Here is a 25,318-nt window from a genome sequence, read left to right on the forward strand (position 1 = left end):
GGCTGAGCCAATCCAGGGGCAGCGCGGGCGCTCGCGGGTCTGAGAACGTGCCAGCAGATGGCCACACCACGCAGGCTCAGAGCCCAGACCCTGTTGCCTCGCGCCGCGGCGTCTCCCGGCCCCGTCTCGACGCAGGATGACCTCGCCGAGACGCAAGAGCTCGCCGCAGCCGGCCGCGGCGGCATGCTCCGGTTGCAGCGCGAGGCGAGAGAAGTCGACCCTGTGCGGGCAGCGCAGAAGCGCCTCAGGGCAGCAGAGCGGCAGAATAAGCGGCGATTGAAGCGCGAGACACGCCGCTTTACCGCTTCGTCGCGCCGCCGCCGTCGCCACACGCTGATCGTGCTGGGAACCGTTGCAGGCTTGGTGCTCTTCGTGCTGGTCGGGACGTTGACACCAGTGATGGCGGTCCGTGAGGTGCGGGTCGAGGGCGCAACAAGCGTCAACGCTGAGGAGATCGAGAAGGCACTCGCCGAATTCAGTGGCGTGCCGCTCGCGTTGGTCGATGAAAACGACGTACTCAGGTCGCTCGAGGCATTCCCGCTGATCCAACGTCTCGCCGTCGAGCGGGTGCCACCGAGCACCCTCGTCGTGCGGATTCAGGAGCGGATTCCGGTCATCGCGCTCGAGGCGGGTGACTCGGTGAAGCTCTACGACGCCGCAGGCGTGCTCGTCGGAGACGTTGCCGAGCGGCCTGAGGGTGTGCCACTTGGCGGCGAGGGGATGCGAACGACGTCGTCCAAGGGCTTTCTCGCCGCGTCGCAGGTGGTCCGCGACATGCCAGGGAGCCTGCGCGCGCAGCTGGTCTCTGTGAGCGCAACGAGCGGCCAAGACGTGACCTTTACGCTGGCGAACGGTGTGGAGGTGTTCTGGGGCAACCCGGAGGAGACGAAGCGGAAGTCGCTCGTGCTCGAGACGATGCTCGCCTCGCTCGAGGGTCGTGAGGTGAGTCACATCGACGTCTCGTCGACCGAGTCGCCTATCTTCAAGTAGCTTCGCGGCGTGTCGGCGGCGCCTGGCGGGCTGTGCCCCATACCGTTATGACGAAAGCGTATACGGCGATACTAACTTTGAAGTTCAACTAGAACTTTAATGTTGCTAGTACTTTAGAGTTTGAGGGGACCAGGTGGCCATGAACCAGAACTACCTCGCGGTGATCAAGGTTGTGGGAGTCGGCGGAGGCGGAGTCAACGCCGTGAACCGCATGATCGAGCTCGGCCTTCGCGGAGTCGAATTTATCGCGGTGAATACCGACGCACAGGCGCTGCTTCTCAGTGACGCCGACGTGAAGCTTGACGTTGGGCGCGAGCTGACTCGTGGACTCGGCGCAGGCGCGGATCCCGAAGTTGGCAGGCGCGCAGCCGAAGATCACGCCGAAGAGATCGAAGAGGCGCTCGCCGGCGCCGACATGGTCTTCGTGACCGCTGGCGAGGGTGGTGGCACCGGCACAGGAGCCGCGCCAGTCGTCGCCCGCATCGCGAAGTCGATCGGTGCGCTCACCATCGGTGTCGTGACGCGTCCGTTCAGCTTCGAGGGCAAGCGCCGCGCTGCGCAGGCAGACTCGGGCGTGAACACGCTCCGCGAGGCTGTCGACACCCTCATCGTCGTCCCCAACGACCGTCTGCTCGAGATCAGCGAGCCCGGAATCAGCATGATCGACGCCTTCGCCGCCGCCGACCAGGTGCTCCTTGCCGGCGTTCAGGGCATCACCGACCTCATCACCACCCCCGGCCTCATCAACCTCGACTTCGCGGACGTGAAGTCCGTGATGCAGGGGGCAGGCTCGGCACTCATGGGTATCGGCTCGGCCCGCGGCGCCGATCGCGCGATCAAGGCAGCAGAGCTCGCCGTCGCGTCACCGCTGCTTGAAGCGTCCATTGAGGGCGCGCACGGCGTACTTTTCTCGATCCAGGGATCCTCGAACCTCGCGCTCAGCGAGATCACCGAGGCCTCCACGCTCGTGCAGGACGTCGTCCACCCAGAGGCCAACATCATCTTCGGAACCGTCATCGACGAGACGCTCGGCGACGAGGTCCGCGTGACCGTTATCGCAGCTGGCTTCGACGAAGAACCTAACGGTCAGAGCAAGGCGAACGCAGACCGCGGCCGCCGTGCTGGACACGTTGAGAGCATCGAAGAGGCAACCGCGGTCAGCGCTGCCGCGCTCGCGGGCGCTGGCGCGTCCGAGCAGGCGCGCACCGCCGAGGCCGTCGAGTTCGGTGGGGCGCTCGCGCACCCCCCGGTCGAGGAGCAGCTTCGCGATCCAGCGTTCGACGGCGATGACGACGACGATCTCGACATCCCAGCGTTCCTGAGGTAGGCGAGTCTCGTGAGCGCTACCGAGGCGTTAGTTGCGTATGAGGGGCTCGCGGATCGCCTGCACCTCGTACAGGCGGGAATTGCCGATGCGTGCAAGAGCGCTGGGCGGGACGTGTCTGAGACAACGCTGATCGTTGTCACGAAGTTCCACCCAGCGAGCCTGGTGCGCGCTCTCGCTGAGCTCGGTGTGACCGATGTTGGCGAGAACCGGCACCAGGAGGCGCAGCAGAAGTCGGGCGAGCTCGCCGACCTCGACCTCAACTGGCATTACATCGGCCAGTTGCAGACGAAGAAGGCGCGCCAGGCGGCGCAGTATGCCTCGGCGATCCACTCCATCGACAGGGCGAGGCTCGTCGAGGCGCTCGCACCGATCGACAGCCGGCTCGACGTCTTCCTGCAGATCAACCTCACGGACGATCCGGGCCGAGGCGGTGCGGCGCCGACAGAGATCGAGCCACTCGCTGAGCAGATCCTCGCAACCGAGACGCTCACCCTGCGCGGAGTGATGGCAGTTGCGCCGCTCGAAGAAGCTCCAGAGGCGGCATTCGCGAGGCTCGCGGGCTACTCCGAGCGGGTGCGCGCGCTCGACCCTGCAGCGTCGGCTATTTCAGCCGGGATGACACACGACTACGCAGCAGCCATTGCAGCAGGTGCGACACACCTGCGAATCGGCAGCGCAATCACCGGAAACCGACCCGATGCCAGGTAGTCTCAAGGCAAACAACCGTTGGGAGAACAGATGAGTAACCCGTTGAAGAAGACAATGGTGTTCCTCGGGCTGGCCGAGGAAGGCCTCGAGGAAGAGCCGGTCGTTCAGGCAGCGCCAGAGCGCGAGCCGGCGCCAGCCGCCCAGGCCACGAAGCCGGCCCAGGCAGCACGTCCCGCCGTCGCGCCGCTTCGACGGGTTACCCCTGTTCGCAACCAGGCACCACAGGCAATGAACGAGATTTTTACCGTCCACCCGACCGCTTACCGTGATGCGCAGGTGATCGCTGAGAGCTTCCGCGATGGCATCCCTGTGATCATGAATCTCTCCCGCATGAGCGACGACGAGGCCAAGCGCCTCATCGATTTCTCGAGCGGCCTCACGCTCGGCCTCAACGGCCGCATCGAGCGGGTCACGAGCAAGGTCTTCTTGCTCACGCCCGAGCACATTGAGGTTGGGAGCGATGAACCGGTGAGCGAAGCCGACGGCTCGTTCTTCGTGGCACCCACCGCGTAGTGGAACTCCTGTTTATCGTCGGAACCGTGGTGGTTATTGCACTGCGGTTGTTCGTGCTGCTCCTTTGGGCAAGATTCGTTCTTGACTGGGTGACGGTCCTCGCACGGGGATTCCGCCCGAAAGGCGTGCTCGCAATCGCTGTGGAGGCCGTATACACGGTCACCGATCCACCGATCCGGATGTTCCGCAAGGTGCTCCCGCCCATTCGACTCGGCCAGGTCGCACTCGATCTTGGCTGGTTTCTCACCATGTTCGCCTGCATTATCTTGATCCGGATTATCCCGGGCTACGTGTAAACCCCGTAAGCTCAATGAGAGTTTGCTAGCGTTGACGTGATGATCGCGCGAGCGATCCTTCCCACAGAAAGAGACTTAACGATGGCCCTAACTCCTGAAGACGTTGTGAATCAGAAGTTCACGATCACAAAGTTCCGTGACGGCTACGATCTCGATCAGGTCGACGACTTCCTTGATACCGTCGTCGAAGAGATCCGCCAGCGTGATGCTGAGAAGCAGGAGCTTGAGGCGAAAATCGCCGAGCTCACCGCGCAGCTCGAAGAGCGCGGCTCGGTCAATCCCTCGGAGGAGACCATCGTCGTCGACGCTCCGGTGGCGGCTGTTGCCCCCGAGCCGCAGCCGGCTGCGCCGGTGGCCGACGACGAGGGCGCCCAGCGCCCCGACGCGATCAAGTCGAGCGCAATGCTCCAGATGGCGCTCGAACTGCACGACAAGTACGTGAGCGAGGGTGAGACCACCCGCGACGAGCTCATCACCGCTGCGAAGACCAAGAGCACGCAGATGGTCGACGACGCAGAGCGCACCGCTCGCGACCTCGTCGAGGAGGCGCAGAAGCGCCGCACCGATGAGCTCCGCGCACACAGCGACGAGATGGAGAAGCTCAACCAGGTCGTTGCCGAGCTTCGCGGCTTCGAGAGCGAGTACCGCTCGACGCTGCGCTCCTACATCCAGTCGCAGCTGCGCGAGCTCGACAGCTCACCCGAGCCGCTCGTGAGGCCTGAGGGCCTCGAGTAAATCGAGGGTGATGACAGAAACTCCCGCAGCAGCGGCACCGAGTACCCGTCGCCGGGTGCTCGTGCCGCTGCTGCTGCTTGGTGTGGCGCTCACGGTGCTCGTGAGCGATCAGGTCGTCAAGAACTGGGTCGTCGCCAACCTCCCGGAGGGCGAGACGGTTCCCGTCCTTGGCAACTTCCTCCAGTGGCACTTCGTGCGCAATCCCGGCGCCGCGTTCTCGATCGCGAGCGGCCAGACCTGGATCTTCACGATCCTCTCCGTGATCGTCGTCGGGGTGATCGTCTGGCAGATTCGCAGGCTTCGCTCGGTGCCGTGGGCACTGTTCCTCGGGCTCTTGCTCGGCGGCGTGCTCGGTAACCTCACGGACAGGCTCACCCGTGAGCCTGGGTTCCCTGAGGGCCACGTCGTCGACTACATCTTCACCCCGTGGATGATGCCAGCGATCTACAACATCGCAGACATCGGCATCGTGAGCGGCATGATCCTCTTCGTGCTCATCACGATCTTCGGCTTCTCCATCGAGGGTGGCAGGGAAAAGCGCGTGCGCGACGCACCCGATGCAGCGTCTGCGACTCCCGAAGAAGACGCAACACCCGAGTCACCCGAACAGCCAACCGCGGGCGAGACCCCCGCCACCCCCGAAGAAAGGCTGATGGTGGAACACCGTAGCCTCCCCGTACCCGAGGGGTTGGCCGGTGAGCGTGCAGACGCTGCCCTCGCCAAGCTGCTCGGCCTTTCTCGTAGCTACGCGCAGGAAGTGATCGCTGCCGGCGGCGTCGCGCTCGACGGTGAGCTTGTCTCGAAGTCGGAGCGGCTCACGCCAGGCGCACTGCTCGAGGTGAGCTGGGAAGAAAAGGCGGAACCAACCGTCGTTCCCGTGCACCTCCCAGAGCTTGGCATCGTCTACGACGATGACGACTTCGTGGTCATCGATAAGCCGGCAGGTGTCGCAGCACACCCCTCGCTCGGCTGGACGGGGCCAACGGTGCTCGGCGCGCTCGCCGGCGCTGGCTACCGCATCGCGACCTCGGGCCCCCCGGAGCGGCAGGGGATCGTCCACCGCCTTGACGCAGGAACCAGCGGCCTCATGGTCGTCGCGAAGAGCGAGCGCGCATACAGCCTCCTCAAACGCGCGTTCCGCGACCGCGAGGTGAAGAAGATCTACCACGCTGTCGTGCAGGGGCATCCCGACCCGTTCTCGGGAACGATCGAGGGTTCGATCGGGCGCCACCCGGGGCACGAGTGGAAGTTCGCCGTGACGAGCGACGGCAAGCCGTCGATTACACACTACGAGACGCTCGAAGCGTTCCCGTTCGCAACACTGCTCGAAGTGGAGCTTGAGACCGGGCGTACGCACCAGATCCGCGTCCACATGTCGGCGCAACGCCATCCGTGCGTTGGCGACACCATGTACGGTGCCGACCCGACGCTGTCGGATCGATTGGGGCTGACACGCCAATGGCTCCACGCGATGCGACTCGGATTTCGGCACCCTGGTTCGGGGGACCCTGTCGAGTTCGAGTCCGTGTATCCCGCGGATTTGCAGCACGCAATCGACGTGCTCGACTCCTAGTCTGCTGCCGCGTCGGCGCCCGTATTGCGCCGCACGCTGAGCGAGGCTTCGCCTACGAGGGGGTACCCTTGAGAAGTCTGCGAAAGGGGATCAGTAGTGTCAGATTCTGACGGTTTCGTTCATCTCCATGTGCACAGCGAGTACTCGATGCTCGACGGTGCTGCACGTGTGAAGCCACTCGTGCAAGCGGTCGCGGAGCAGGGAATGCCGGCGGTGGCGATCACCGACCACGGCAACACCTTTGGCGCGTTCGACTTCTGGAGTTCGGCAAACGATGCTGGTGTGAAGCCAATCATCGGCATCGAGGCCTACGTGACGCCAGGCACGCACCGCAGCGAGCGGACGCGGGTGCGCTGGGGCGACGGCGGCGGCGACGATGTCTCCGGTTCGGGCGCCTACACCCACATGACGATGCTCTCGGAGACGACAGAGGGCATGCACAACCTCTTCAGGCTGTCGAGCTACTCGTCGCTCGAGGGCTACTACTTCAAGCCGCGCATGGACCGCGAGCTGCTGCAGACCTACTCGAAGGGGCTCATCGCAACGACGGGCTGCCCGTCTGGTGAGATTCACACGCGCCTGCGACTCGGGCAGTACAACGAGGCCCGCGCGGCCGCGGCCGAGTTCCAAGACATCTTCGGCAAAGAGAACTACTTCGCCGAGATCATGGACCACGGCCTCGAAATTGAGCGGCGCGTGCAGAACGACCTGCTGAAGATCGCCAAGGACCTGAGCATCCCGCTGCTCGCGACGAACGACCTCCACTACGTGCACGAGCACGACGCTGAGGCGCACTCCGCGCTGCTGTGCGTGCAGTCGGGGTCGCGGCTCGACGACCCGAACCGCTTCCAGTTCTCTGGCTCCGGCTACTACCTCAAGAGCGCCGCCGAGATGCGGCACATTTTCCGCGACCTGCCAGAGGCCTGCGACAGCACGCTCCGGATCGCAGAGCGCTGCGACGTCACCTTCAACACCTCGGCGAACTACATGCCGCGCTTCCCGGTGCCCGACGGCGAGACCGAGGACAGCTGGATGATCAAGGAGGTCGAGACCGGCCTCCACTACCGCTACCCGGGCGGGATCCCTGACGACGTCCGCAAGCAGGCCGAGTACGAGACCGGCGTCATCATTCAGATGGGCTTCCCCGGGTACTTCCTCGTTGTCGCCGACTTCATCAACTGGGCGAAAGACAACGGGATCCGCGTTGGCCCAGGGCGTGGCTCCGGCGCGGGCTCCATGGTCGCGTATGCGCTCCGCATCACCGACCTCGACCCGCTGCAGCACGGCCTCATCTTCGAGCGCTTCCTCAACCCAGACCGCGTCTCCATGCCCGACTTCGACGTCGACTTCGATGATCGTCGCCGCGGCGAGGTCATCCGGTATGTGACCGAGAAGTACGGCGACGAGCGCGTCGCTCAGATCGTGACCTACGGCACGATTAAGTCGAAGCAGGCGCTGAAGGATGCCTCGCGTGTGCTCGGCTTCCCCTTCGGCATGGGGGAGAAGCTCACCAAGGCGATGCCGCCCGCGGTGATGGCGAAGGACATTCCGCTCGCCGGAATCACCGACCCGAAGCACGAGCGCTACAAGGAGGCCGCCGAGTTCCGCGCGGTGCTCCAGGAGGATCTGGACGCGAAGAAGGTGTACGACACCGCGCTCGGCCTTGAGGGCCTGAAACGCCAGTGGGGTGTGCACGCGGCCGGCGTGATCATGTCGAGCGATCCGCTCATCGACATCATTCCGCTCCAGAAGCGCGAGCAAGACGGCCAGATCGTCACGCAGTTCGACTACCCGACCTGTGAGGGTCTCGGCCTCATCAAGATGGACTTCTTGGGCCTGCGAAACCTCACGATCATCTCGGACGCGCTCGAAAACATCCAGCTCAACCGCGGCGAAGAGCTCGACCTCGAGCGCCTTGAGCTCGACGACCAGCCCTCGTACGACCTGCTCGCCCGCGGTGACACACTCGGCGTCTTCCAGCTCGACGGCGGCCCGATGCGCGGGCTGCTGCGCCTCATGAAGCCGGACAACTTCGAAGATATCTCGGCGGTCCTCGCGCTGTACCGCCCCGGCCCCATGGGCGCGGACTCGCACACCAACTATGCGCTGCGTAAGAACAACCTGCAGCCGATCACGCCGATCCACCCCGAGCTCGAGGAGCCGCTGAAGGAGATCCTCGGGACAACGTACGGCCTCATCATCTACCAGGAGCAGGTGATGTCGATCGCGCAGAAGGTCGCCGGCTTCTCGCTCGGCCAGGCCGATATTCTGCGTCGCGCAATGGGCAAGAAGAAGAAGTCCGAGCTGGATAAGCAGTACGAGGGCTTCTCTGGCGGCATGCGCGAGCGCGGGTTCTCCGACGCGGCCATCAAGTCGCTGTGGGACATCCTGCTGCCGTTCTCCGACTACGCGTTCAACAAGGCTCACTCCGCGGCATACGGCGTCGTGAGCTACTGGACCGCTTACCTCAAGGAGCACTACCCGGCCGAGTACATGGCCGCGCTGCTCACGAGCGTCGGCGATTCCAAGGACAAGCTCGCGATCTACCTCAACGAGTGCCGTCGCATGGGCATCAAGGTGCTGCCACCGGCGGTCAATGAATCGTTCGCGAACTTCTCGGCAGTTGGCAACGACATTCGCTTCGGCCTCGGGGCGATTCGAAACGTCGGCGGGCACGTCGTCGAGGCGGTTCGCGAGGCCCGCGAGAAGCTCGGAAACTTCGAGACGTTCCACGACTACCTCAAGAAGGTCGGGCTGCCAGCGCTGAACAAGCGCACCATTGAGTCGCTCATCAAGGCCGGCGCATTTGATGGGCTCGGGGGCACCAGGCGTGCACTGCTCGAGATCCACGAGGGCGCCGTTGAGGGCGCGGTCAAGGAGAAGCGCGCGGAGGAGAAGGGCGATGTCGGGTTCGACTTCGACAGTCTCTTCGCCGAGGCAGCTGAGGACGCAGGATCGAGCGCCGAGGTGGTGTCGCTCGTGCCAGAGCGCCCCGAGTGGACGAAGAAAGACAAGCTCGCATTCGAACGCGAGATGCTCGGACTGTACGTTTCGGATCATCCCTTGCGCGGCCTGGAGACGACACTCGCAAAGGAAGCCTCTGCGACGGTGGAGCAGGTGACGAACCCCGACGCAAACTTTGACGGCGAGACCGTGGTGATCGCTGGGCTGCTCACGAGCGTGCAGCACCGCACCGCGAAGTCGGGCAATCTCTACGGGATGGCGACCATCGAGGACTTCACGGGAGAGATCCAGGCGCTCTTCATGGGCAAGTCGTACCAGGAGTTCGGTCCGATGCTGCAGCCTGATTCGATAGTCGCGCTGCGGGGCAAGCTGAACTCGCGTGATGATGGCATGTCGATGCACGCCTACGGGGTGCGCGGCATCGATGCATCCGCCCAGGACGAGGTCGGCACGCTGTCACTCACACTGACAGAGGCTCGCACAACGCAGCCACTCATGGAAGAGTTGCAGACGACGCTAAAGCGTCACCCAGGGGATTCCGATGTTCGCCTGAATCTCATTACGCCGCACGCCGTTCGGGTATTCGAACTGCGTGAGCGGGTGAGGATCTCGTCGGACCTGTTTGGTGAGCTCAAAGGATTGTTGGGGCCGCGATGCCTCATGGACGTAGAGGAGCTGGTGTAGTGAGCACAACTATCAACGCGTTGCAGGAGCGGATCATCCGCGAGCTCGGCGCGGTCCCGGAGATCGATGTCGCAGCGGAGATCGAACGCAGGGTCGCGTTTCTCGCGGACTATGCCGCGAGCATCCCCGGCGTTCGCGGCTTTGTGCTCGGGATCTCCGGCGGGCAGGACTCGTCGCTCGCCGGGCGACTCGCGCAGCTCGCAGTGGAGCGGCTGCGGGAGCGGGGGGAGCAGGCTGAGTTCTGGGCGATGCGCCTGCCGTACGGCGTGCAACGCGACGAGGACGATGCGCAGCTCGCGCTCTCGTTCATCCAGCCCGACCACGTTGCTACGGTAAACATTGCCCCCGCCGTTGACGGCATGGTTGCTGCCCTCGGCGAGGCAACGGGCGAGGCCGTGACCGACTTCAACAAGGGCAACGTGAAGGCGCGCGCCCGCATGGTGGCGCAGTACGGGCTCGCGGGGGATCGCGGCCTGCTCGTCATCGGATCCGACCACGCCGCGGAGGCGATCACCGGCTTTTTCACGAAGTTCGGTGACGGTGCGGCAGACGTTATCCCGCTCGCCGGTCTCACGAAGAGCCAGGGAGCGCAGCTGTTGGAGGCCCTCGGGGCACCACAGCGGCTGTGGGAGAAAGTGCCGACAGCGGACCTGCTCGACGGCGCGCCCGGTGAGACGGACGAGTCGAGCCTCGGTGTCACCTATCAGGAGATCGACGCGTACCTCCGCGGGGAGGCCGTCTCGGACGCGACAAGGGCGAACCTCGAGCGCCGCTATCTCGCGACAGACCACAAGCGCCGGGTCCCCGTTGGCCCGAACGATGCCTGGTGGAACAACAAGGAGGAAACGCGATGACTACTACATTCGTACTTGGTGGGGGCTGCTACTGGTGCCTCGACGCCGCATACCGCGCACTGGGTGGAGTGAAGGCTGTGCGCTCAGGGTTCGCCGGTGGATCGACGCCGAGCCCGACATACGAGGCGGTGTGCACGGGGATGACCGGACACGCCGAGGTTGTCGAGGTCGAGTTTGACGAATCCGAGTTGCCAGCCGAGGTGGTGCTTGATGCGTTCTTCACCATGCACGACCCCCGCCAGCTCAATCGCCAGGGCAACGACGTTGGCACGCAGTACCGTTCGGTGATGTTCTACGCCGACGAGGCGCAGCGCGAGCTGTTCGAGGCTGCCCGCGAGCGCGCAGACGAAGCATGGGGCGGCGGTGTCGTCACCGAGCTGTCGCCGCTCGGGGAGGTCTTCCCCGGCCCGGAGGAGCATCAGGACTTCTTCGCCAAGAACCCAACGCAGGGCTACTGCCTCGCCGTTGCGGTGCCAAAGGTGAACAAGATCCGCGCGGGGTTCGCTGCGTATCTCGTATGATTTCCTCATGACAGAAACCTCCGCGGTCGCGGGCCACACGAACGATCAGGCCACGCCGGCAACGGACCACGCGCGGGGGAGCAGGTTGCTCCGCGCCGGTGCGTTGGCCTGGCGCCCGGGCGCGCTGGCGTTCCGGATTGTGTCGCTCGTGCTCATCGCGATGGGGATCATCCGGATCACGGGGATATTCAGCGCGAACCCGGGGTGGGCATCGTTCTCGTTCTACACGGTGCAGAGCAACGTGCTGTGCCTGGTGTGGATGGCACTGCTGGTGGTTGCAACCCTCCGCGACCTCCGGCGTGAGGGGACAAGCGGCTATTCGACGCCGTCACCGCGGTTCAGCGCTGCGGTCATGATGGCGATCACCGTCACCATGCTCGTGTATCTCATTGTCCTCGTGCCAGCGACGTTTGTGCAGGACAGCGATTACGTTCCCTTCTCGCTCACCGACAACCTCATCCACATCATCACGCCCTGCCTGCTCATCGTGGATTGGCTGTTGTTCGTGCCGAAGGGGCGGCTGCGCCGACTCGACCCGTTCCTCTGGGCGATCATCCCGCTCGTGTATCTTGTCTTCGCGTTCACCTATGGGGGCCTTGGCGGGGAATTCTCGCCCGGGCAGCACTACCCGTACCCGTTCTTGGATATCGACGCGCACGGGGTTGGCGGCGTCGCGGCTCGTGTTGCGGGGCTTGCGGTCGCGCTCATCGCTGTCGGCTACGTCTACTTCGGGCTTGACCGCCTGTTCTCGCGCCGTTCGCGGGCCTAGGCTTCGCGGCCGGCGCGATCGTTTGCCAGGAACGCGTTGGTGCTGGCAGGTCGCGTACCCGGGGTGAAGCGGCTCACGACGCTGACGCGAGTTTCGGCGTGAAGCCGTCGGCTGCCAGCCCGCTCCCGTCGTCGCTCCGGTCGTCGCCATTGCTTGCCGCGGGCGCCGCTGCGGCGCCGGGGCCAGCAGTCACCTGCGAGGGGGCCTGGGCGGGAGCGGTAGGCAAGCTGCCCGTGTCGGCCGTGTCGGCCGTGTCGGCCGCGTCGCCCGTGTCAGACGTGTCGCGCGAGCCGTTCGCCTCCGCTTTCTGGGTGGCGCCTGGCTCGACGCCGATCGTCTTCGTGAAGTAGGAGACGCCGAAGCGCATGTCGTGGCCGATCCCGTCGGCATCAATCTCAACCGACGTGCCCCGTTTCTCCTCGGTCTCCCACTGCCGCACGCGCAGCCTGCCAGCGACGACGACGCGGTCACCCTTGCGCAGCGACCGCTGCGCGTGCCTCGCGAGGCTGCGGAAGGTATTCACGGTAAACCAGTTCGGGTCTGCGTCGACCCATTCCTGCTTCTCGGCGTCGAAGCGCCGTTCGCCGCTCGCGAGTCTGAACGTGCAGAACTCGGCTCCTCCGGCCGGGGTGAAGAGCTTCGGGTCGGTCGCGACCTGGCCAATCGTGCTGAAGTGGTGTGACATCTCTGCTCCTGTTCGCTTGGGGCCGCTTCGAGGCGGCGCCGCCGTCGCCGGGACCTGGGGATCCGCTGCGTGTGCTCAAGCTTGCGTCACGTCCCGCCTGGCGCCGGGCAACGACCGCGCAGTGTGGACAAGATGGGGGCCGTCGCCTACGGCAGCGGCGTTGTGGAGAACATGCGCGCCAGCTGTGCCTCTGAGCTTCGGGTGCGCCAGGCAGCAGCCTGCCCATAGACTTGGGGTCATGGTTGTGAATCGAGCCCGCCGCGCAGGAGTAGCTGTAGCCGGATCCGTGCTTCTCGTTCTCGGGCTCGCCTCGTGCTCATTACTCGAGGGCCCAACACCCGCGACCCCTGACCGCCCACAGATCGAAACTCCCGCAGAACCCGCGGTCTTCGTCCCTGGCGGTTCAGCGCAGGAAAACCTGCCGTTCTTCCAAGAGCTCCTCCTCGGCTACGCCGCCGGCGAGCAGCCCATCCAGGGCCAGCCCATCGTTGAGGCGGTCGCGGCTGGCGGGTTCGACAAGGCCGACATGCAAGTGTCGTTTGACCAGTCGAAGACGAACCTCGAAGCCGATAGCATCTTCGTCGCCGTCCGCTCGGGGGAGACCTGCCTCATCGGGCAACTCATCCCCGAGACACGCGAGGTCGCAGCTCAGGCCGTCGACGCCGTCGGCCCAGAGCGCAACGTCTGCCTGATCGGGCAGACGCGCCCGATCGACTGGTAGCCGCCCGGGGCTCCTCCGCCCAGCGTTTGGGCCGGCCGCCGGGGCAGAAGAGTCCCTAACCGAGGTCCCACAGCAGCCGGTAGTACGAGATGCGCTCCTGGTCGGGCTCGATGCCATACCCCTCGTAGACGAGGTGATCAAACCCTGGCCCGTGGTTCCAGTCAATGCTCCACGCGGCCACAGCGAGATCCGCCCAGCGATCCGCCAGACCGAGCGAACCGAGATCGACGTGCGCCGCGAACTCGCCGTCAGCGCCGAGCAGCGTGTTCGGCGCGCAGGCATCGCCGTGGCAGACAACGAGGCGATCCACCGCCGGCGGGTCGTGCAGCAGTGCACGCGCCGTAGCCACAGACAGCTCCCGGTAGTCATCGCTCCAGTCGGCCGGGCTCTCGCCCGAGGCGACGCGCTCCTCGAACCTGGCGATGCGTGCCGGGATGGCCCACTCAAACGGGCACTCCGCGACGGGGAGCAGTTCGTGGAGCGCACGGAGCCCAGCGCCGATCGCACGCGCAGCCGTTGCTGGCTCGGCGATCCACGTGGGCGCGACCGCAGACTCGCCGCTGAGCGCGCGGGTGATCAGCCAGGATCCACTGGCGTCTGCCCCGTGCGCGAGCACCTCGGGCACCGCGGCGCCGTGTCGGCGCGCCCAGGCGAGGCGCTCGGCCTCCGCGGCAAGATCGAGTTCGGGTGTGCCGGCAGCAACCCACTTGATGTAGCTCGCCGCAGCCCCGTCAGCGCCGCCGTCGCGAAAGGTTAACCCGCCGAGCCCGTTCACCCAGACGGGCACGAGCTCGCGCCCACCGGTGAGCGCGGCGACCCGCGGCGGAACGGCAACGGGGCCGGTGGGGATCTCAGCGACGGGTTCTGGGTACTCACTCACGCAGGCGAGCCTACGCCACAGACACCGAGCGGCAGGAAGATATCTCAGACACCGCCGAGCCACTGACCGGGTAGAGTAGTCCGCGATACATTCCACTTTTGTGAAACAGGGAGTTCGGGGCGCTCGCGCCCGGAAAACATATGGCTGAATACATTTACCAGATGAGCCGCGCGCGCAAGGCAGTCGGCGAAAAGCTGATCCTTGACGACGTATCGATGTCGTTCCTGCCGGGAGCGAAGATCGGCATGGTCGGCCCGAACGGCGCCGGCAAGTCGACGATCCTCAAGATCATGGCAGGCATGGACACACCGTCGAACGGCGAGGCGATGCTGTCGCCCGGCTACACGGTTGGCATCCTCATGCAGGAGCCAGTGCTCGACGAGACAAAGACGGTACTCGAGAACATCGAAGACGGCATCGCGATCAAGGCGAAGCTCGACCGGTTCAACGAGATCTCCGCGCTGATGGCCGAGCCAGACGCAGACTTCGACACCCTGCTCGCCGAGATGGGCACGCTGCAGGAAGACATCGACGCCGCTGACGGCTGGGATCTCGACAACCAGCTCGCACAGGCCATGGATGCGCTCCGCACGCCCCCAGGCGACGCCGAGGTTGGCCCGCTCTCCGGTGGTGAGAAGCGCCGCGTTGCCCTCACCAAGCTGCTGCTCCAGAAGCCAGACCTGCTGCTCCTCGACGAGCCAACTAACCACCTTGACGCCGAGAGCGTGCTCTGGCTCGAGCAGCACCTGCAGAAGTACCACGGCGCCGTCATCGCGATCACGCACGATAGGTACTTCCTCGACAACGTTGCTGAGTGGATCGCCGAGGTCGACCGCGGTCGCCTCATCGGCTACGAGGGCAACTACTCGACATACCTCGAGAAGAAGGCCGAGCGACTCGACGTCCAGGGTAAGAAGGACCAGAAGCTCGCTCGCCGTCTGAAGGACGAGCTCGAGTGGGTTCGCTCGAACACGAAGGGCCGCCAGGCGAAGTCGAAGGCGCGTCTTGCGCGCTACGAGGAAATGGCGACGGAGGCCGAGCGCACGAAGAAGCTCGACTTCGAAGAGATCCAGATCCCCGCTGGCCCGCGCCTTGGCAACATCGTCATCGAGGCGAAGGATCTCAAGAAGGGCTTTGGCGACCGCGTGCTCATCGACGGTCTCTCGTTCAGCCTCCCGCCGAACGGCATCGTCGGCGTCATCGGCCCGAACGGCGTCGGTAAGACGACCCTGTTCAAGACGATCGTCGGCCTCGAGCCGCTCGATTCCGGCGATCTGAAGATCGGCGAGACCGTGAAGATCAGCTACGTGGATCAGAACCGCGCGAACATCGACCCGAACAAGTCGCTGTGGGAGGTCGTGAGCGAGGGCCTCGACATCATCACGGTCGGCAAGACCGAGATCCCGTCGCGCGCGTACGTCTCGAAGTTCGGCTTCAAGGGACCTGACCAGCAGAAGAAGGCCGGCGTGCTGTCGGGCGGTGAGCGCAACCGGTTGAACCTCGCGCTCACGCTCAAGCAGGGCGGCAACCTGCTGCTCCTCGATGAGCCCACCAACGACCTTGACGTTGAGACGCTGCAGTCGCTTGAGAACGCGCTGCTCGAGTTCCCCGGTTGCGCCGTGGTCATCACCCACGATCGCTGGTTCCTCGACCGCATCGCGACCCACATCCTCGCCTACGAGGGCACGGATGAGAACCCGGCCGACTGGCACTGGTTCGAGGGCAACTTCGAATCCTACGAGGCCAACAAGGTTGAGCGCCTCGGTGCTGATGCGGCGAAGCCGTCGCGCAGCCACTACCGTAAGCTCACCCGCGACTAGGTTGCGCTGCTGTGCCCGCGAGCTTCGGCCCGCGGGCACAGCTGTTTGTGCGCCGCGAAGGATCGGTGCGAACGGGTCGCTGGCCTGGAAGGATAGAGATCATGGCACGAGCACACGTTGAGCTGCAGCTGCGCTGGGGCGACCAGGATGCCTACGGGCACGTGAATAACGTCGCATACGCGCGCCTGCTCGAGGAGGCGCGCGTTCGCGCGCTGTGGATGGGTGCAGCGGTCGAGGAAACCGGCCTCGAACGGCACTTCAATGCTGGTGGGGCGGGTGACCAGAAGATGCTCGTTGCGAGCCAGCACATCGAGTACGTGCGCGTGCTCGACTACTCGGTGCGCCCGGTCGTCGTCGAGATGTGGATCGGGAAGCTCGGCGGAGCGAACCTCGAGATCCACTGCGAGATCCTCGACGGTGCCGCAGCCGACCGCACGGTCGTCGCGCGCGCGATCACGGTGGCCGTCATGGTTGATTCGGTGACGATGCGCCCGTCGCGCATCACGGATGCCGCCCGCGACGCCGTCGCGGCGTGGACGGATGAGCCGCTCAGGCTGCGCCGAGGTTAGCGGGGGAGCCGGATCATCGACTCCTGCGAGACGCTCGCAACGAGGTCGCCTGCCCTGTTGTAGAAGCGACCGTGCGCGAGGCCGCGACCGCCCTGCGCGGTCGGGGATTCCAGCTCGTACAGCAGCCACTCGTCGACCCTGAACGAGCGGTGGAACCACATGCTGTGGTCAAGGCTCGCTGCACTCATGCCTGGTGTTGCCCACGGGATACCGTGTTGGCGTGCAACCGGCTCGAGCAGGAGGTAGTCGCTGGCAAAGGCAAGCGCTGCGGAGTGCAGCGGCTGACCGCCGTCGAGCGGCTCGCGGCTGCGCAGCCACACGCGCTGGGTGTTCGTGCGCTCACTCACCGCCATGATGAGGTCGGATTCTGCGTAGCGGAAGTCGAACGGCCGGTTGAGCACCCAGGAGTTGCGTGGATCGCCGGTGAGGTGCCCATACTTTTCCCACACGGTGGGGAGGTCTTCTGGCTGCGCAACGGTGGACATGTCGAAGGACTCTTGGTGTTCGATGCCCTCCTCGACGCCCTGATACGAGGCGATGAGCGACATGAGTACGTTGCCGCCCTGGTATGCCTGCGCCCTGCGCGTTGAGAACGAGCGCCCATCGTGGAGCCGCGCGATCTCAAAGGTCATGGGAACGTTGCTGTCGCCGGGCCGGACGAAGTAGCCGTGCATGGAGTGGATCTCGCGCCCCTCTGGCGCGGTGAGGCCCGCGGCGACGAGCGCCTGACCGAGTACCTGGCCGCCGAACGCGCGGCCGTGCGGCGTCGGCATGGCCGGCCCGGTGAAAATGTCGTAGTGGGTGCGGGCCTCGGTGGAGGCCAGCGCGAGCATCTCAGCGAGGTTCGGCGCAGGAAAATCGAGCACAGGAGTGTTCTTCACCGTGTCAGTCATCCTGTCAGTCTAGGGCGCGTCAGTGGAGCCACTGCCAAACATGCGGGGCTAGGCTTAAAGCGATGACTGCACACACCCTCACCCTAGGCCTCGCCGATCAGGCAACCCGAGACGACCTGCAGAACTATCTTGGTCGACTCGCCCGCTTCGGAGAGCCGGAGGTACGGCTCCAAACCCGTGGCAGCGTGCTTGCCGTGTATGGCTGCACGCAGGCGCCGCTCGGGATTATGGACGAGTCTCCCGTCGTGCTCGTGATGCGCGCATTCCCGCTGTCTGACACGCCCGAATCCCCTGTGGATACCGTCGTCGAGGTGCGCTCGCTCACCGACCGGCTCGCCAGAGCCGAGTCGGGGTTGGCGCTCGCCATGCCCGACGTGACCGTATCCGCTGCATGGAGCGGCGTGCTTCCGCCGCTTTCCGGCTGGGAGGCGCGCGGTGAAATCGACGCTGGATCGCTCGCCGTTGTCGCGGCTGAGGGCATGGCCCGAGTCGCTGAGGGTGTCCCTGCCGACGCCGGCGATCCCGTCGTGCAGAAGGTGCGCAGAGCGGTGTGGGGCAGCGAGATTGCCCCAGGGATTCCCGCTGCTGCGGCCTTCGCCGCAGAGGGGCTAGGGTTCCTCGCCGGCGTTGACCGCCTGACGGTTTCGGGGAGCAGGGCGTGGACGCGGATGAGTAGCCGTAACGGTCATGTCATCTTGCGGCGGGGTGTTGGCCTCATGGGCTAGACTGAATGGGTCTATCTAGAGGAGTTATTTCATGGCTAATGTCAACGGCATCATCGACCCACCGATCGACGATCTGCTCGCCAAGGTGGACTCGAAGTACGCCCTCGTGGTTTTCGCTGCTCAGCGCGCGCGCCAGATCAACGATTACTACACCGATCTGCACGACGGAAACCTCTTCGACAACGTCGGCCCGCTCGTTGACTCGTCTGTCGACGACAAGCCGCTGTCGATCGCTCTCCACGAGATCGTCGAGGGCAAGCTGCAGATGACGCCAAAGGCGTAACTGCGTTCAGTGTCGGTGGCGCCGGATACCCTTACTGGTACCGGCGCCACAGCTATTCTTAGGCCAGCATTTTTTTGGCCGTACCGCTTAACTATTCGAGGAGCATCCGTGCTGCGACAGTTCACGTCCGAGTCCGTCACCGAGGGTCACCCAGACAAGATCTGTGACCGCATATCTGACTCGATCCTTGACGCGATGCTCGAGCAGGATCCCGGAGCGCGCGTGGCCGTCGAAACCCTGGTGACGACGGGCCTTGTGCACGTCGCGGGCGAGGTGTCGACGAGCGGCTATGTTGAGATTCCGCAGCTCGTACGTGACACGATCCGCGAGATTGGTTACACGAGCTCCGAGATGGGCTTCGACGCCTCTTCGTGCGGTGTTTCGGTGTCGATCGGGCAGCAGTCGCCCGAGATTGCCGACGGCGTTGGCGTCTCGCTCGAGGTGCGCGAGGGCAGCGACGATGATGCGCTCAGCGCGCAGGGCGCAGGCGACCAGGGCATAATGTTTGGCTTCGCAACCGACGAAACCCCCGAGCTGCAGCCGCTCCCGAGCTGGCTGTCGCACCGCTTTGCTGAGCGCCTCACCGAGGTGCGCAAGGCCGGGATCATCCCTGAGCTTCGGCCCGACGGCAAGACCCAGGTCACCATCGGCTACGACGGCGACCGCCCAGCCGCGATCGAGGCCGTCGTCGTTTCGACGCAGCACGCCGCGAGCCTGTCGGTGCCTGCGCTGCGCGAGGTCATCGCGCGCGAGGTCATCAAGCCGGTACTCGAGCTTGTCGATCTGCCGAGTGCTGATGCCGAGTTCTTCATCAACCCTGCAGGCCCGTTCGTCGTTGGCGGCCCGATGGGTGACGCTGGCCTCACCGGCCGCAAGATCATCATTGACACCTACGGCGGGGCGAGCCGTCACGGCGGTGGCGCGTTCAGCGGCAAGGACCCGTCGAAGGTTGACCGCTCGGCCGCCTACGCGATGCGTTGGGTAGCGAAGCACGTCGTGCGTGCCGGTCTCGCTCGCCGCGCCGAGCTGCAGGTCGCCTACGCGATCGGACGCGCGCGTCCGGTTGGTCTGTACGTTGAAACGTTTGGCACGGAGACCGTTCCGACCGAGCGAATCGAAGCCGCGGTGCGTGAGGTATTCGACCTGCGTCCCCTCGCCATCATTCGCGACCTGAACCTGCTCCGCCCAATCTACGCGCAGACAAGCGCATACGGCCACTTCGGCCGCGAGCTGCCAGATTTCACCTGGGAAGCGACGCCACGGGTAGCGGAGCTCCGCGCAGCAGCCGGCCTGTAGGCCGCGGGAGCCGAGGTGGGGAGTGATCGACGAGGCAACGCCTGGCGGGGACGCTACAGCGCAGTCGCACGCCGCTGATGCGGTGGGCGCGTCCGCCGCGCCCCCTGAGGCTGCCACCGAGCGATGCAGCTGCCTCGACGCTGAAGCGCCCAACGGCCGCCAGGTGGCTGAAGTGCTGCTTGACTCAGCGCTCCCACAACTCGACCATCTCTTTGACTACGCCGTACCCGAGGAACTCGCGGGGGAGCTGCGTGTCGGTCAACGGGTCCGCGTGCCGTTTCGAAATCAGCAGCGCAAAGCCTTCGGGTATGTCATTGGGTTTGCTGAGGCGAGCAGCTTCGGGGGCGAACTCTCTCCCATCGCCGACATCGTGAGCCCGGTGCCCCAGCTCGCGCCAGAGATTTGGCAGCTCGCCCGAGCGGTTGCCGACCGTGCTGGCGGATCAGCGGGCGACATCCTCAGGCTGGCGATTCCCGGGCGCCAGGTGCGTGTCGAGAAGCAGCACCTTGCTTCGGCGGGCGCCGAGCCAGGGGAAGCCGCGGCGGCTGCCGAAGCTGCGGAAACTGCGGAGGCAGCGGCGACTGCGGAAACTGCGGAGGCAGCGGCGACCGCGGAGGCAGGCGCCCAGACGACTGCGCCGCACCTTCCCGAGGCTGACGCGCAGGCTATCGCGGTGCAGCTCACCTCCGGAGAGCGGCTCGCGTTCACCGCAACACACTCCCCGGAACGGCTCCCGACGGGGGAATGGGTCGGCGGCTGGGCGGCACGGCTTGCGCACCTCGCACTCGCGGTGCACGCTGCGGGCCGCAGCGTCATTGTCGTCTCTCCCGACTACCGAGACCAAGACCAATTGCAGAGCGCACTCGCGGCGTTCGGTGCGCACGACGTGGTGCGCGTTGACGCACGCCAATCCAACGGCGAGCGGTACGCGAGCTTTCTGCGGGCCCTCGACCGGAAGCCCCGAATCATCCTGGGCAACCGATCCGCAGTGTACGCTCCGGCGCACGAGCTCGGCGCGATCCTCATGTGGGACGACGGCGACCCCGTGCTCGCGGAGCCGCTCGCGCCGTACGTGCACGCGCGCGACGCGGCACTCGTGCGAGCCGAACAGTCCGGCGCTGGGCTCTTCTTCGCGGCGCATGCGCGCAGCGCAGAGATCGAGCGGCTTGCCCTCATCGGCTATGTGAAAGACCAGGAGAACCCGCCGCGGCGCACGCGCGTGTTCCACGCGGACGCGTCGGTCGCCCCTGACGCATTCGCAGGCCGCGTGCCAGACTTCGCGGCGCGCACGATCCGTGAGGGCCTGCGCACCGGCCCGGTGCTCGTTCAGGTAGCGACCCCGGGGTACGCGCCCGTCTCGGTGTGCGGCGACTGCGGCGACCTTGCGCGCTGCACCGCGTGCGGTGGCCCGATCGGGTTTCGCGTTGCCGGACGCGCAGCGTGCCGCTGGTGCGGGGTGCACGCAGGCGGGTGGGCGTGCACGGGGTGCGGTGGAAACCGGCTGGCGGAGCGTGGCATGGGTTCCGCGCGCACCGTCGAGCAGTTCGAGAAACAGTTCAGAGGGTTCCGCGTGCTGCTCTCCGACGGGGACCATCCCAGGGAGCGCGTCGACGCCCGCCCAGCGCTCGTTGTCGCAACACGCGGCGCCGAACCGATCGCGGCAGGCGGCTATCGTGCCGTGATCCTGCTCGATGCGGAGCGCCTGCTCGGCCTTGAGCACCTCCGCGCCGGCGAGGACTGCCTGCGGTGGTGGGAGAACGCCGCGGCACTCGCCGCGCCAGACGGGATGTGTCTCATGGCTTCTGGCGGCGGGCCCGTCGTCCAGGCCTTCGTGACGGGGCGTATCGACGAGTGGCTGCACAGCGAGCTGCGCGACCGGCAGGCGCTGCGGTACCCGCCGGCGGTGCGCGTCGCGAGTGTCACTGGCGGCCCGGCCGAGGTGGACCGTGCACTCGCGGCGCTCCGTGCACCCGACACGCTCCAGGGCGTTGAAGTGCTCGGGCCGACGCCGATCGATCCGAAGGATCCAGCAGCACGCGGCGCAAAACTCGTCCGTGCGATTGTGCGCTTCGAGTACGCGCGCGGGAGTGACGTCGCCAAGCGGCTCCGCGGCGCGCTCGTCGCCGACGCGGCTGGCGCCTCCTCACGGCAGAAAGGGCGGGCGCCCGGCCGCGCGCGGCCCGAGGCGCTACGGCTCCGCTTTGACGACAGGGGAGTATTCGATGGGTAGTGCGGCAGGCCCGCTCGCGTCGTGGGAGTTCGCCGGCACGTTCAGGCGGTCGCAGGTCACGATTTTCGAGGCGCTCGGAGCTGAGCCCGCGAGCCCGCTGCATATCGTCGCCCCGCCAGGGTCGGGGAAGACCCTCGTCGGGCTCGAGCTCGCCAGGCGCAACGGTGCGCGCGCCCTCGCGCTCGCGCCGACCACGACGATTCGCTCCCAGTGGGCGCGCTCGGCGGCCGAGCTCGCGGCTGGAACGTGGGGCGGGGCAGCAACGAAGAAGGCTTCCGACGCTCCGTCCCCGGCCACGCCACCCGAACCGCTCACCCCGGCGGTTTCCGAGGATCCCCAGGCACTCGGCGACTTCACCGCGCTCACCTACCAGATGCTCTCCGTGCTCGAGACGAGCAACCCGTTCGATGAGCTCGCCCGCACCGAGTGGGCCGCCGAGCTCGTGGAGGCTGGCCGATCCACCGCGGACGCCGAACGCTGGCTGGCCGAGCTCGCTTCCTCCAACGGGGCGAAGTACAAACAGGGCCTGCGTCGCAGGGCGGGGCGCCTGCGGAAGGACGTCGTGCGCGCGGATCCCGCGCAGCTCGAAGCGGCGCTCCACCCGAACGCGCGAGCGCTCATCACACGCATCGCAGACCACGGCGTCACCACGCTCGTGCTCGACGAGTGCCACCACCTGCTCGACCACTGGGCGATCGTGGTGCACTGCCTCGCCGCGCGCATCAGGGAGCGCGGCACCGAGCCGCTCATCATCGGGCTCACCGCGACCCTGCCGTCGGAAGACGATAAGACGCTCTACGAGAACTACACTGGCCTGCTTGGCGACGTCGACTACGAGCTGCCGACGCCGGCGGTGGTGAAGGAGGGCAACCTTGCCCCCTACCGCGATTTCGCCTGGTTCGTCACCCCGACCCCGGACGAGATGACGTTCCTCCGTACCCAGGATCGCGAGCTCGAGCGCCTCGTCGGTGAGACCCTCGCGGGCCCCGAGGGCGTCGAATTCCTTGAGCACACCCTTGCGGGGTCGGGCTCAGGCTCCGGCTCCGGCTCGGGCTCGGGCTCGGGCGCCGGCTCGGGCTCCGGCTCGGGCTCCGGCTCGCCGGCTGGTGCCGGACCCGCTGCGCCACCCCGCGGCGGCCGCGAACTCGAGCAGCGGATCGCCGAATCGTTCAAGGCTGACTTCGCGTTCGCCGAAGCCGCCGTGCGCGTGCTCGCCGAGCTCCGACCCGGGCACGACATCGTGCGGGCGCTCGGCCCCGATGCGCGGGCACGGCCGAGCACCGAGCAGCGCATGCGGGTGCTCGCGCGGTTCGCGCTCGAGCGGATCCTGCCCGACCCAGAGCGCGGCGAGCTCTGGCAGCGAACCCGTGGCGTGCTCGCCGATTTCGGCTACCACCTCACCGACCGCGGGGTGCGCCGCGGCCGCGACCCGATAGACCAGATCCTCTCGACGTCACGGTCGAAGGACGCGGCCGTCGGAGAGATCCTGCGCCTCGAGCTCGCAACCGACACCGGCAAGGACGTGCGCGCGGTCGTGCTCGTCGATTTCGCGGTGCACGGCCATGGGACGGCCTCGCGGGGTGACAGGGCCGGCGCGCTGCGCTGCTTCGACACCGTTGCAAGCGACGAGAGCCTCGCCGAGCTGCGGCCCGTACTCGTCACCGCGAAGCACCTCCGCATCGCCGCACGCGACGCGGACGCACTGCTGCCACGCTTTGCCGAACTGCTCGGGCGGGAGGCGACCGTCGCAGAGACACCCAACCCCGACGTTGTCGAGCTTGAGATCGCCGGTACCGGGCCCGCAGCGATCGTCGCCGCCGTCTCGCAGCTCGTCGCGGACGGCAGCGTGCGGCTACTCGTTGGTACGCGCGGGCTGCTCGGCGAGGGCTGGGACTGCCCGGCGGTGAACACGCTCATCGACCTGTCCGTCGCGGCGACCTCTGCTGCGACGCAGCAGCTGCGGGGGCGCACCCTCCGGCTCGATCCGGCATGGCCAGAGAAGGTCGCCCACAACTGGACCGTTGCCTGCGTGCTCGAGTCAGACACGAAGCTCGACGGGTCGAGCGACGTAGCCAGGCTCGCGCGCAAGCACGCGCAGGTGTGGGGCATCGCGCTCGATGAGACCGGAGCCGTCGTGCGTGGCCTGCCCCACACGCTCAGCACGCGGCAACTCGCGCAGCTCGACGCCCTCTTCGCGCCGGGGCTCCCCTTCACGCGTGCGGAGCACATCAACCGGGCGACCGAGCGGGAGCTGCCGACCCGGGCCGAAACCATGCAACTGTGGCGGGTAGGGGAGGACTACCTCGGGGAGGAACACGCGGCGCTCGCGGTCGCCGACCCGGCCGCTGCGAAGCGTCGCCCCTTCGTGAGCTCGTTCACGCTCGCGTTCGTGCTCGTGACGTTTGCGTTCATGCTGCTGTTCCTCGCCATTGAGCTTCTCGTATATGCGCCCCGGCTTCGAGACTTGCCTCCTGCGCTGGTGGCACTGATCCTCGGCGGCGGGCTGGGCGCAGCCCTGTGGGCGCAGCGCGACCTACTCGGGGAACTCTGGCGGGGAGCGAAGCAGCGCGCGCTGCCCGCGAACGCCTACCAGGGGGCGGCGCTTGCGATCGCCCGCGTGCTTAACAGCAGGGGGTTTGTGCGCAGCCTCGGTCGCGGCAACATCGCTGTCGTGCCGCAGCGCGCGTCGGAGCACATCGTCGCCAACTACGAGGTGGAAGTTCACGGCGGTTCGCTCGAGGAACAGCGGCTCGTGCTCGACAACCTTGAGGAGTTGCTGTCACCGGTGCGGACGCCGCGTTTCCTGCTCGAGGTGGGGGCCGCACCGCTTGGCTGGCGAAACCCGTTCACCTGGTTGGCGACACGCGTCGCGTCGGTGTTTGGGTTCCGGAGCCGGTTTCTGCAGGTGCCGACCATGATTGGAAAGCGGCGGGCGGACGCCCAGCTCTTCGCGCGTGAGTGGATGCGGCAGGTCGGCCCGTGCACGCTGCACGAGATTGACTCACCCGAGAAGCTTGGGCTGCTCACGCGGGCGCGGAAGCGGACCGCCGTGCCCGGAACGCGAACGAGTCGGCGCGAGGTGTGGGCGTAGGGCGGATCCGGCGGGCGGGCTTCGCCCACCGGGCGGGCTTCGCCCACCGGGCGAGCCTCACCCACCGGGCGAGCCTCACCCACCGGGCGAGCCTCGCCCGCCAAAGCATACGGTTTCTGCAAAAGCACCCGGTTTCTGCGCGTAGAAAGCATATGCTTTTGCAGAAACCTAGTGCATTCGCCAGGAGCCGC

Annotated in this window: 22 protein-coding genes and 1 pseudogene; 20 read left to right on the forward strand and 3 right to left on the reverse strand. The window is 66.4% G+C overall.

Annotated features, from left to right (window positions below; translation table 11 throughout):
• Positions 1-57: 57 nt before the first annotated feature.
• From SD72_RS09315 to SD72_RS09365, 12 genes and pseudogenes are all read left to right on the forward strand, one after another.
• Positions 58-990 (forward strand): FtsQ-type POTRA domain-containing protein, encoded by a 933-nt coding sequence (locus SD72_RS09315; RefSeq protein ID WP_042544182.1) that lies wholly within the window; start codon positions 58-60, stop codon positions 988-990.
• 133 nt (positions 991-1,123) lie between these two features.
• Positions 1,124-2,317 (forward strand): cell division protein FtsZ, encoded by a 1,194-nt coding sequence (ftsZ, locus tag SD72_RS09320; RefSeq protein ID WP_042544183.1) that lies wholly within the window; start codon positions 1,124-1,126, stop codon positions 2,315-2,317.
• Positions 2,318-2,326: 9 nt separating this feature from the next.
• Complete coding sequence (locus tag SD72_RS09325) at positions 2,327-3,025, forward strand: YggS family pyridoxal phosphate-dependent enzyme (protein ID WP_042544184.1); 699 nt, start codon at positions 2,327-2,329, stop codon at positions 3,023-3,025.
• Between the two features lie 30 nt (positions 3,026-3,055).
• On the forward strand, positions 3,056-3,538 hold the full coding sequence (locus SD72_RS09330; protein WP_042544185.1) for a cell division protein SepF: 483 nt from the start codon (positions 3,056-3,058) through the stop codon (positions 3,536-3,538).
• Positions 3,538-3,834, forward strand: coding sequence for a YggT family protein (locus SD72_RS09335; RefSeq protein WP_042544186.1), 297 nt, complete (start codon positions 3,538-3,540; stop codon positions 3,832-3,834). Before SD72_RS09330 ends, SD72_RS09335 begins: the two co-directional genes overlap by 1 nt.
• Positions 3,835-3,915: 81 nt before the next feature.
• Positions 3,916-4,569 (forward strand): DivIVA domain-containing protein, encoded by a 654-nt coding sequence (locus tag SD72_RS09340; protein ID WP_042544187.1) that lies wholly within the window; start codon positions 3,916-3,918, stop codon positions 4,567-4,569.
• Between the two features lie 10 nt (positions 4,570-4,579).
• Positions 4,580-5,065 (forward strand): annotated as a pseudogene (gene lspA, locus SD72_RS18245) (signal peptidase II); the annotation flags it as partial.
• 159 nt (positions 5,066-5,224) lie between these two features.
• On the forward strand, positions 5,225-6,142 hold the full coding sequence (locus SD72_RS18250; protein ID WP_232299713.1) for an RluA family pseudouridine synthase: 918 nt from the start codon (positions 5,225-5,227) through the stop codon (positions 6,140-6,142).
• Positions 6,143-6,289: 147 nt separating this feature from the next.
• Positions 6,290-9,790, forward strand: a complete 3,501-nt coding sequence (gene dnaE, locus SD72_RS09350) for a DNA polymerase III subunit alpha (RefSeq protein WP_042544232.1) — start codon at positions 6,290-6,292, stop codon at positions 9,788-9,790.
• Positions 9,791-9,801: 11 nt separating this feature from the next.
• The gene (gene nadE, locus SD72_RS09355; protein WP_232299714.1) at positions 9,802-10,644 is read left to right on the forward strand and encodes an ammonia-dependent NAD(+) synthetase; all 843 of its coding nucleotides are present in this window, start codon (positions 9,802-9,804) and stop codon (positions 10,642-10,644) included.
• A complete protein-coding gene (msrA, locus tag SD72_RS09360) occupies positions 10,641-11,165 on the forward strand; it encodes a peptide-methionine (S)-S-oxide reductase MsrA (protein ID WP_042544189.1) in 525 nt (174 codons plus the stop codon). Before nadE ends, msrA begins: the two co-directional genes overlap by 4 nt.
• 7 nt (positions 11,166-11,172) lie before the next feature.
• Entirely contained in the window at positions 11,173-11,934 is a 762-nt protein-coding gene (locus SD72_RS09365) for a Pr6Pr family membrane protein (protein WP_042544190.1), read from the forward strand.
• 73 nt (positions 11,935-12,007) lie between these two features.
• Here the strand turns inward: SD72_RS09365 and SD72_RS16965 are convergent, their stop codons facing one another.
• Positions 12,008-12,619 (reverse strand): single-stranded DNA-binding protein, encoded by a 612-nt coding sequence (locus SD72_RS16965; protein ID WP_052492580.1) that lies wholly within the window; start codon positions 12,617-12,619, stop codon positions 12,008-12,010.
• A 238-nt stretch (positions 12,620-12,857) separates the two neighbouring features.
• Between SD72_RS16965 and SD72_RS09375 the strand changes: the two genes are divergently transcribed.
• Positions 12,858-13,340 (forward strand): DUF6993 domain-containing protein, encoded by a 483-nt coding sequence (locus SD72_RS09375; RefSeq protein WP_042544191.1) that lies wholly within the window; start codon positions 12,858-12,860, stop codon positions 13,338-13,340.
• Between the two features lie 55 nt (positions 13,341-13,395).
• On the opposite strand, the gene SD72_RS09380 is transcribed toward SD72_RS09375, so the two are convergent.
• Positions 13,396-14,220 carry an aminoglycoside 3'-phosphotransferase gene (locus tag SD72_RS09380; RefSeq protein WP_042544192.1) on the reverse strand — a complete coding sequence of 275 codons (825 nt, stop codon included), beginning with the start codon at positions 14,218-14,220 and terminating at the stop codon, positions 13,396-13,398.
• A gap of 140 nt (positions 14,221-14,360) precedes the next feature.
• Here SD72_RS09380 and ettA point away from each other — a divergent pair, with 140 nt between their 5' ends.
• Complete coding sequence (gene ettA, locus SD72_RS09385) at positions 14,361-16,040, forward strand: energy-dependent translational throttle protein EttA (protein WP_042544193.1); 1,680 nt, start codon at positions 14,361-14,363, stop codon at positions 16,038-16,040.
• 101 nt (positions 16,041-16,141) lie between these two features.
• Entirely contained in the window at positions 16,142-16,609 is a 468-nt protein-coding gene (locus tag SD72_RS09390; protein WP_042544194.1) for an acyl-CoA thioesterase, read from the forward strand.
• On the opposite strand, the gene SD72_RS09395 is transcribed toward SD72_RS09390, so the two are convergent.
• A complete protein-coding gene (locus SD72_RS09395) occupies positions 16,606-17,502 on the reverse strand; it encodes an acyl-CoA thioesterase (protein WP_198141926.1) in 897 nt (298 codons plus the stop codon). The two genes, SD72_RS09390 and SD72_RS09395, sit on opposite strands and share 4 nt — an antisense overlap.
• A gap of 62 nt (positions 17,503-17,564) precedes the next feature.
• On the opposite strand from SD72_RS09395, the gene SD72_RS09400 reads away from it, so the two are divergent.
• The 5 genes from SD72_RS09400 to SD72_RS17975 all read left to right on the forward strand — a co-directional run bounded on the left by SD72_RS09400 (position 17,565) and on the right by SD72_RS17975 (position 25,127).
• On the forward strand, positions 17,565-18,227 hold the full coding sequence (locus tag SD72_RS09400) for a hypothetical protein (RefSeq protein WP_042544195.1): 663 nt from the start codon (positions 17,565-17,567) through the stop codon (positions 18,225-18,227).
• A gap of 31 nt (positions 18,228-18,258) precedes the next feature.
• Positions 18,259-18,510 carry a DNA-directed RNA polymerase subunit omega gene (gene rpoZ, locus SD72_RS09405; protein ID WP_042544196.1) on the forward strand — a complete coding sequence of 84 codons (252 nt, stop codon included), beginning with the start codon at positions 18,259-18,261 and terminating at the stop codon, positions 18,508-18,510.
• 111 nt (positions 18,511-18,621) lie between these two features.
• A complete protein-coding gene (metK, locus tag SD72_RS09410) occupies positions 18,622-19,806 on the forward strand; it encodes a methionine adenosyltransferase (protein ID WP_157000531.1) in 1,185 nt (394 codons plus the stop codon).
• A gap of 25 nt (positions 19,807-19,831) precedes the next feature.
• A complete protein-coding gene (locus tag SD72_RS09415; RefSeq protein ID WP_420038424.1) occupies positions 19,832-22,036 on the forward strand; it encodes a hypothetical protein in 2,205 nt (734 codons plus the stop codon).
• On the forward strand, positions 22,029-25,127 hold the full coding sequence (locus tag SD72_RS17975) for a DEAD/DEAH box helicase family protein (RefSeq protein WP_052492581.1): 3,099 nt from the start codon (positions 22,029-22,031) through the stop codon (positions 25,125-25,127). The genes SD72_RS09415 and SD72_RS17975 overlap by 8 nt, the downstream gene beginning before the upstream one ends.
• Positions 25,128-25,318: the final 191 nt, after the last annotated feature.

Source organism: Leucobacter komagatae, assembly GCF_000834055.1.
GTDB lineage: Bacteria > Actinomycetota > Actinomycetes > Actinomycetales > Microbacteriaceae > Leucobacter > Leucobacter komagatae_A.

What these genes read in the sequence shown, in the direction of transcription:
- SD72_RS09315 (WP_042544182.1), top strand. Translation starts at nt 58, where the DNA reads ATGGCCACACCACGCAGGCTCAGAGCCCAGACCCTGTTGCCTCGCGCC.
- SD72_RS09330 (WP_042544185.1), top strand. Translation starts at nt 3,056, where the DNA reads ATGAGTAACCCGTTGAAGAAGACAATGGTGTTCCTCGGGCTGGCCGAG.
- SD72_RS09340 (WP_042544187.1), top strand. Translation starts at nt 3,916, where the DNA reads ATGGCCCTAACTCCTGAAGACGTTGTGAATCAGAAGTTCACGATCACA.
- dnaE (WP_042544232.1), top strand. Translation starts at nt 6,290, where the DNA reads ATGCTCGACGGTGCTGCACGTGTGAAGCCACTCGTGCAAGCGGTCGCG.
- msrA (WP_042544189.1), top strand. Translation starts at nt 10,641, where the DNA reads ATGACTACTACATTCGTACTTGGTGGGGGCTGCTACTGGTGCCTCGAC.
- SD72_RS09365 (WP_042544190.1), top strand. Translation starts at nt 11,173, where the DNA reads ATGACAGAAACCTCCGCGGTCGCGGGCCACACGAACGATCAGGCCACG.
- SD72_RS16965 (WP_052492580.1), bottom strand. Translation starts at nt 12,619, where the DNA reads ATGTCACACCACTTCAGCACGATTGGCCAGGTCGCGACCGACCCGAAG.
- SD72_RS09375 (WP_042544191.1), top strand. Translation starts at nt 12,858, where the DNA reads ATGGTTGTGAATCGAGCCCGCCGCGCAGGAGTAGCTGTAGCCGGATCC.
- ettA (WP_042544193.1), top strand. Translation starts at nt 14,361, where the DNA reads ATGGCTGAATACATTTACCAGATGAGCCGCGCGCGCAAGGCAGTCGGC.
- SD72_RS09390 (WP_042544194.1), top strand. Translation starts at nt 16,142, where the DNA reads ATGGCACGAGCACACGTTGAGCTGCAGCTGCGCTGGGGCGACCAGGAT.
- SD72_RS09395 (WP_198141926.1), bottom strand. Translation starts at nt 17,502, where the DNA reads ATGACTGACACGGTGAAGAACACTCCTGTGCTCGATTTTCCTGCGCCG.
- SD72_RS09400 (WP_042544195.1), top strand. Translation starts at nt 17,565, where the DNA reads ATGACTGCACACACCCTCACCCTAGGCCTCGCCGATCAGGCAACCCGA.
- rpoZ (WP_042544196.1), top strand. Translation starts at nt 18,259, where the DNA reads ATGGCTAATGTCAACGGCATCATCGACCCACCGATCGACGATCTGCTC.
- SD72_RS17975 (WP_052492581.1), top strand. Translation starts at nt 22,029, where the DNA reads ATGGGTAGTGCGGCAGGCCCGCTCGCGTCGTGGGAGTTCGCCGGCACG.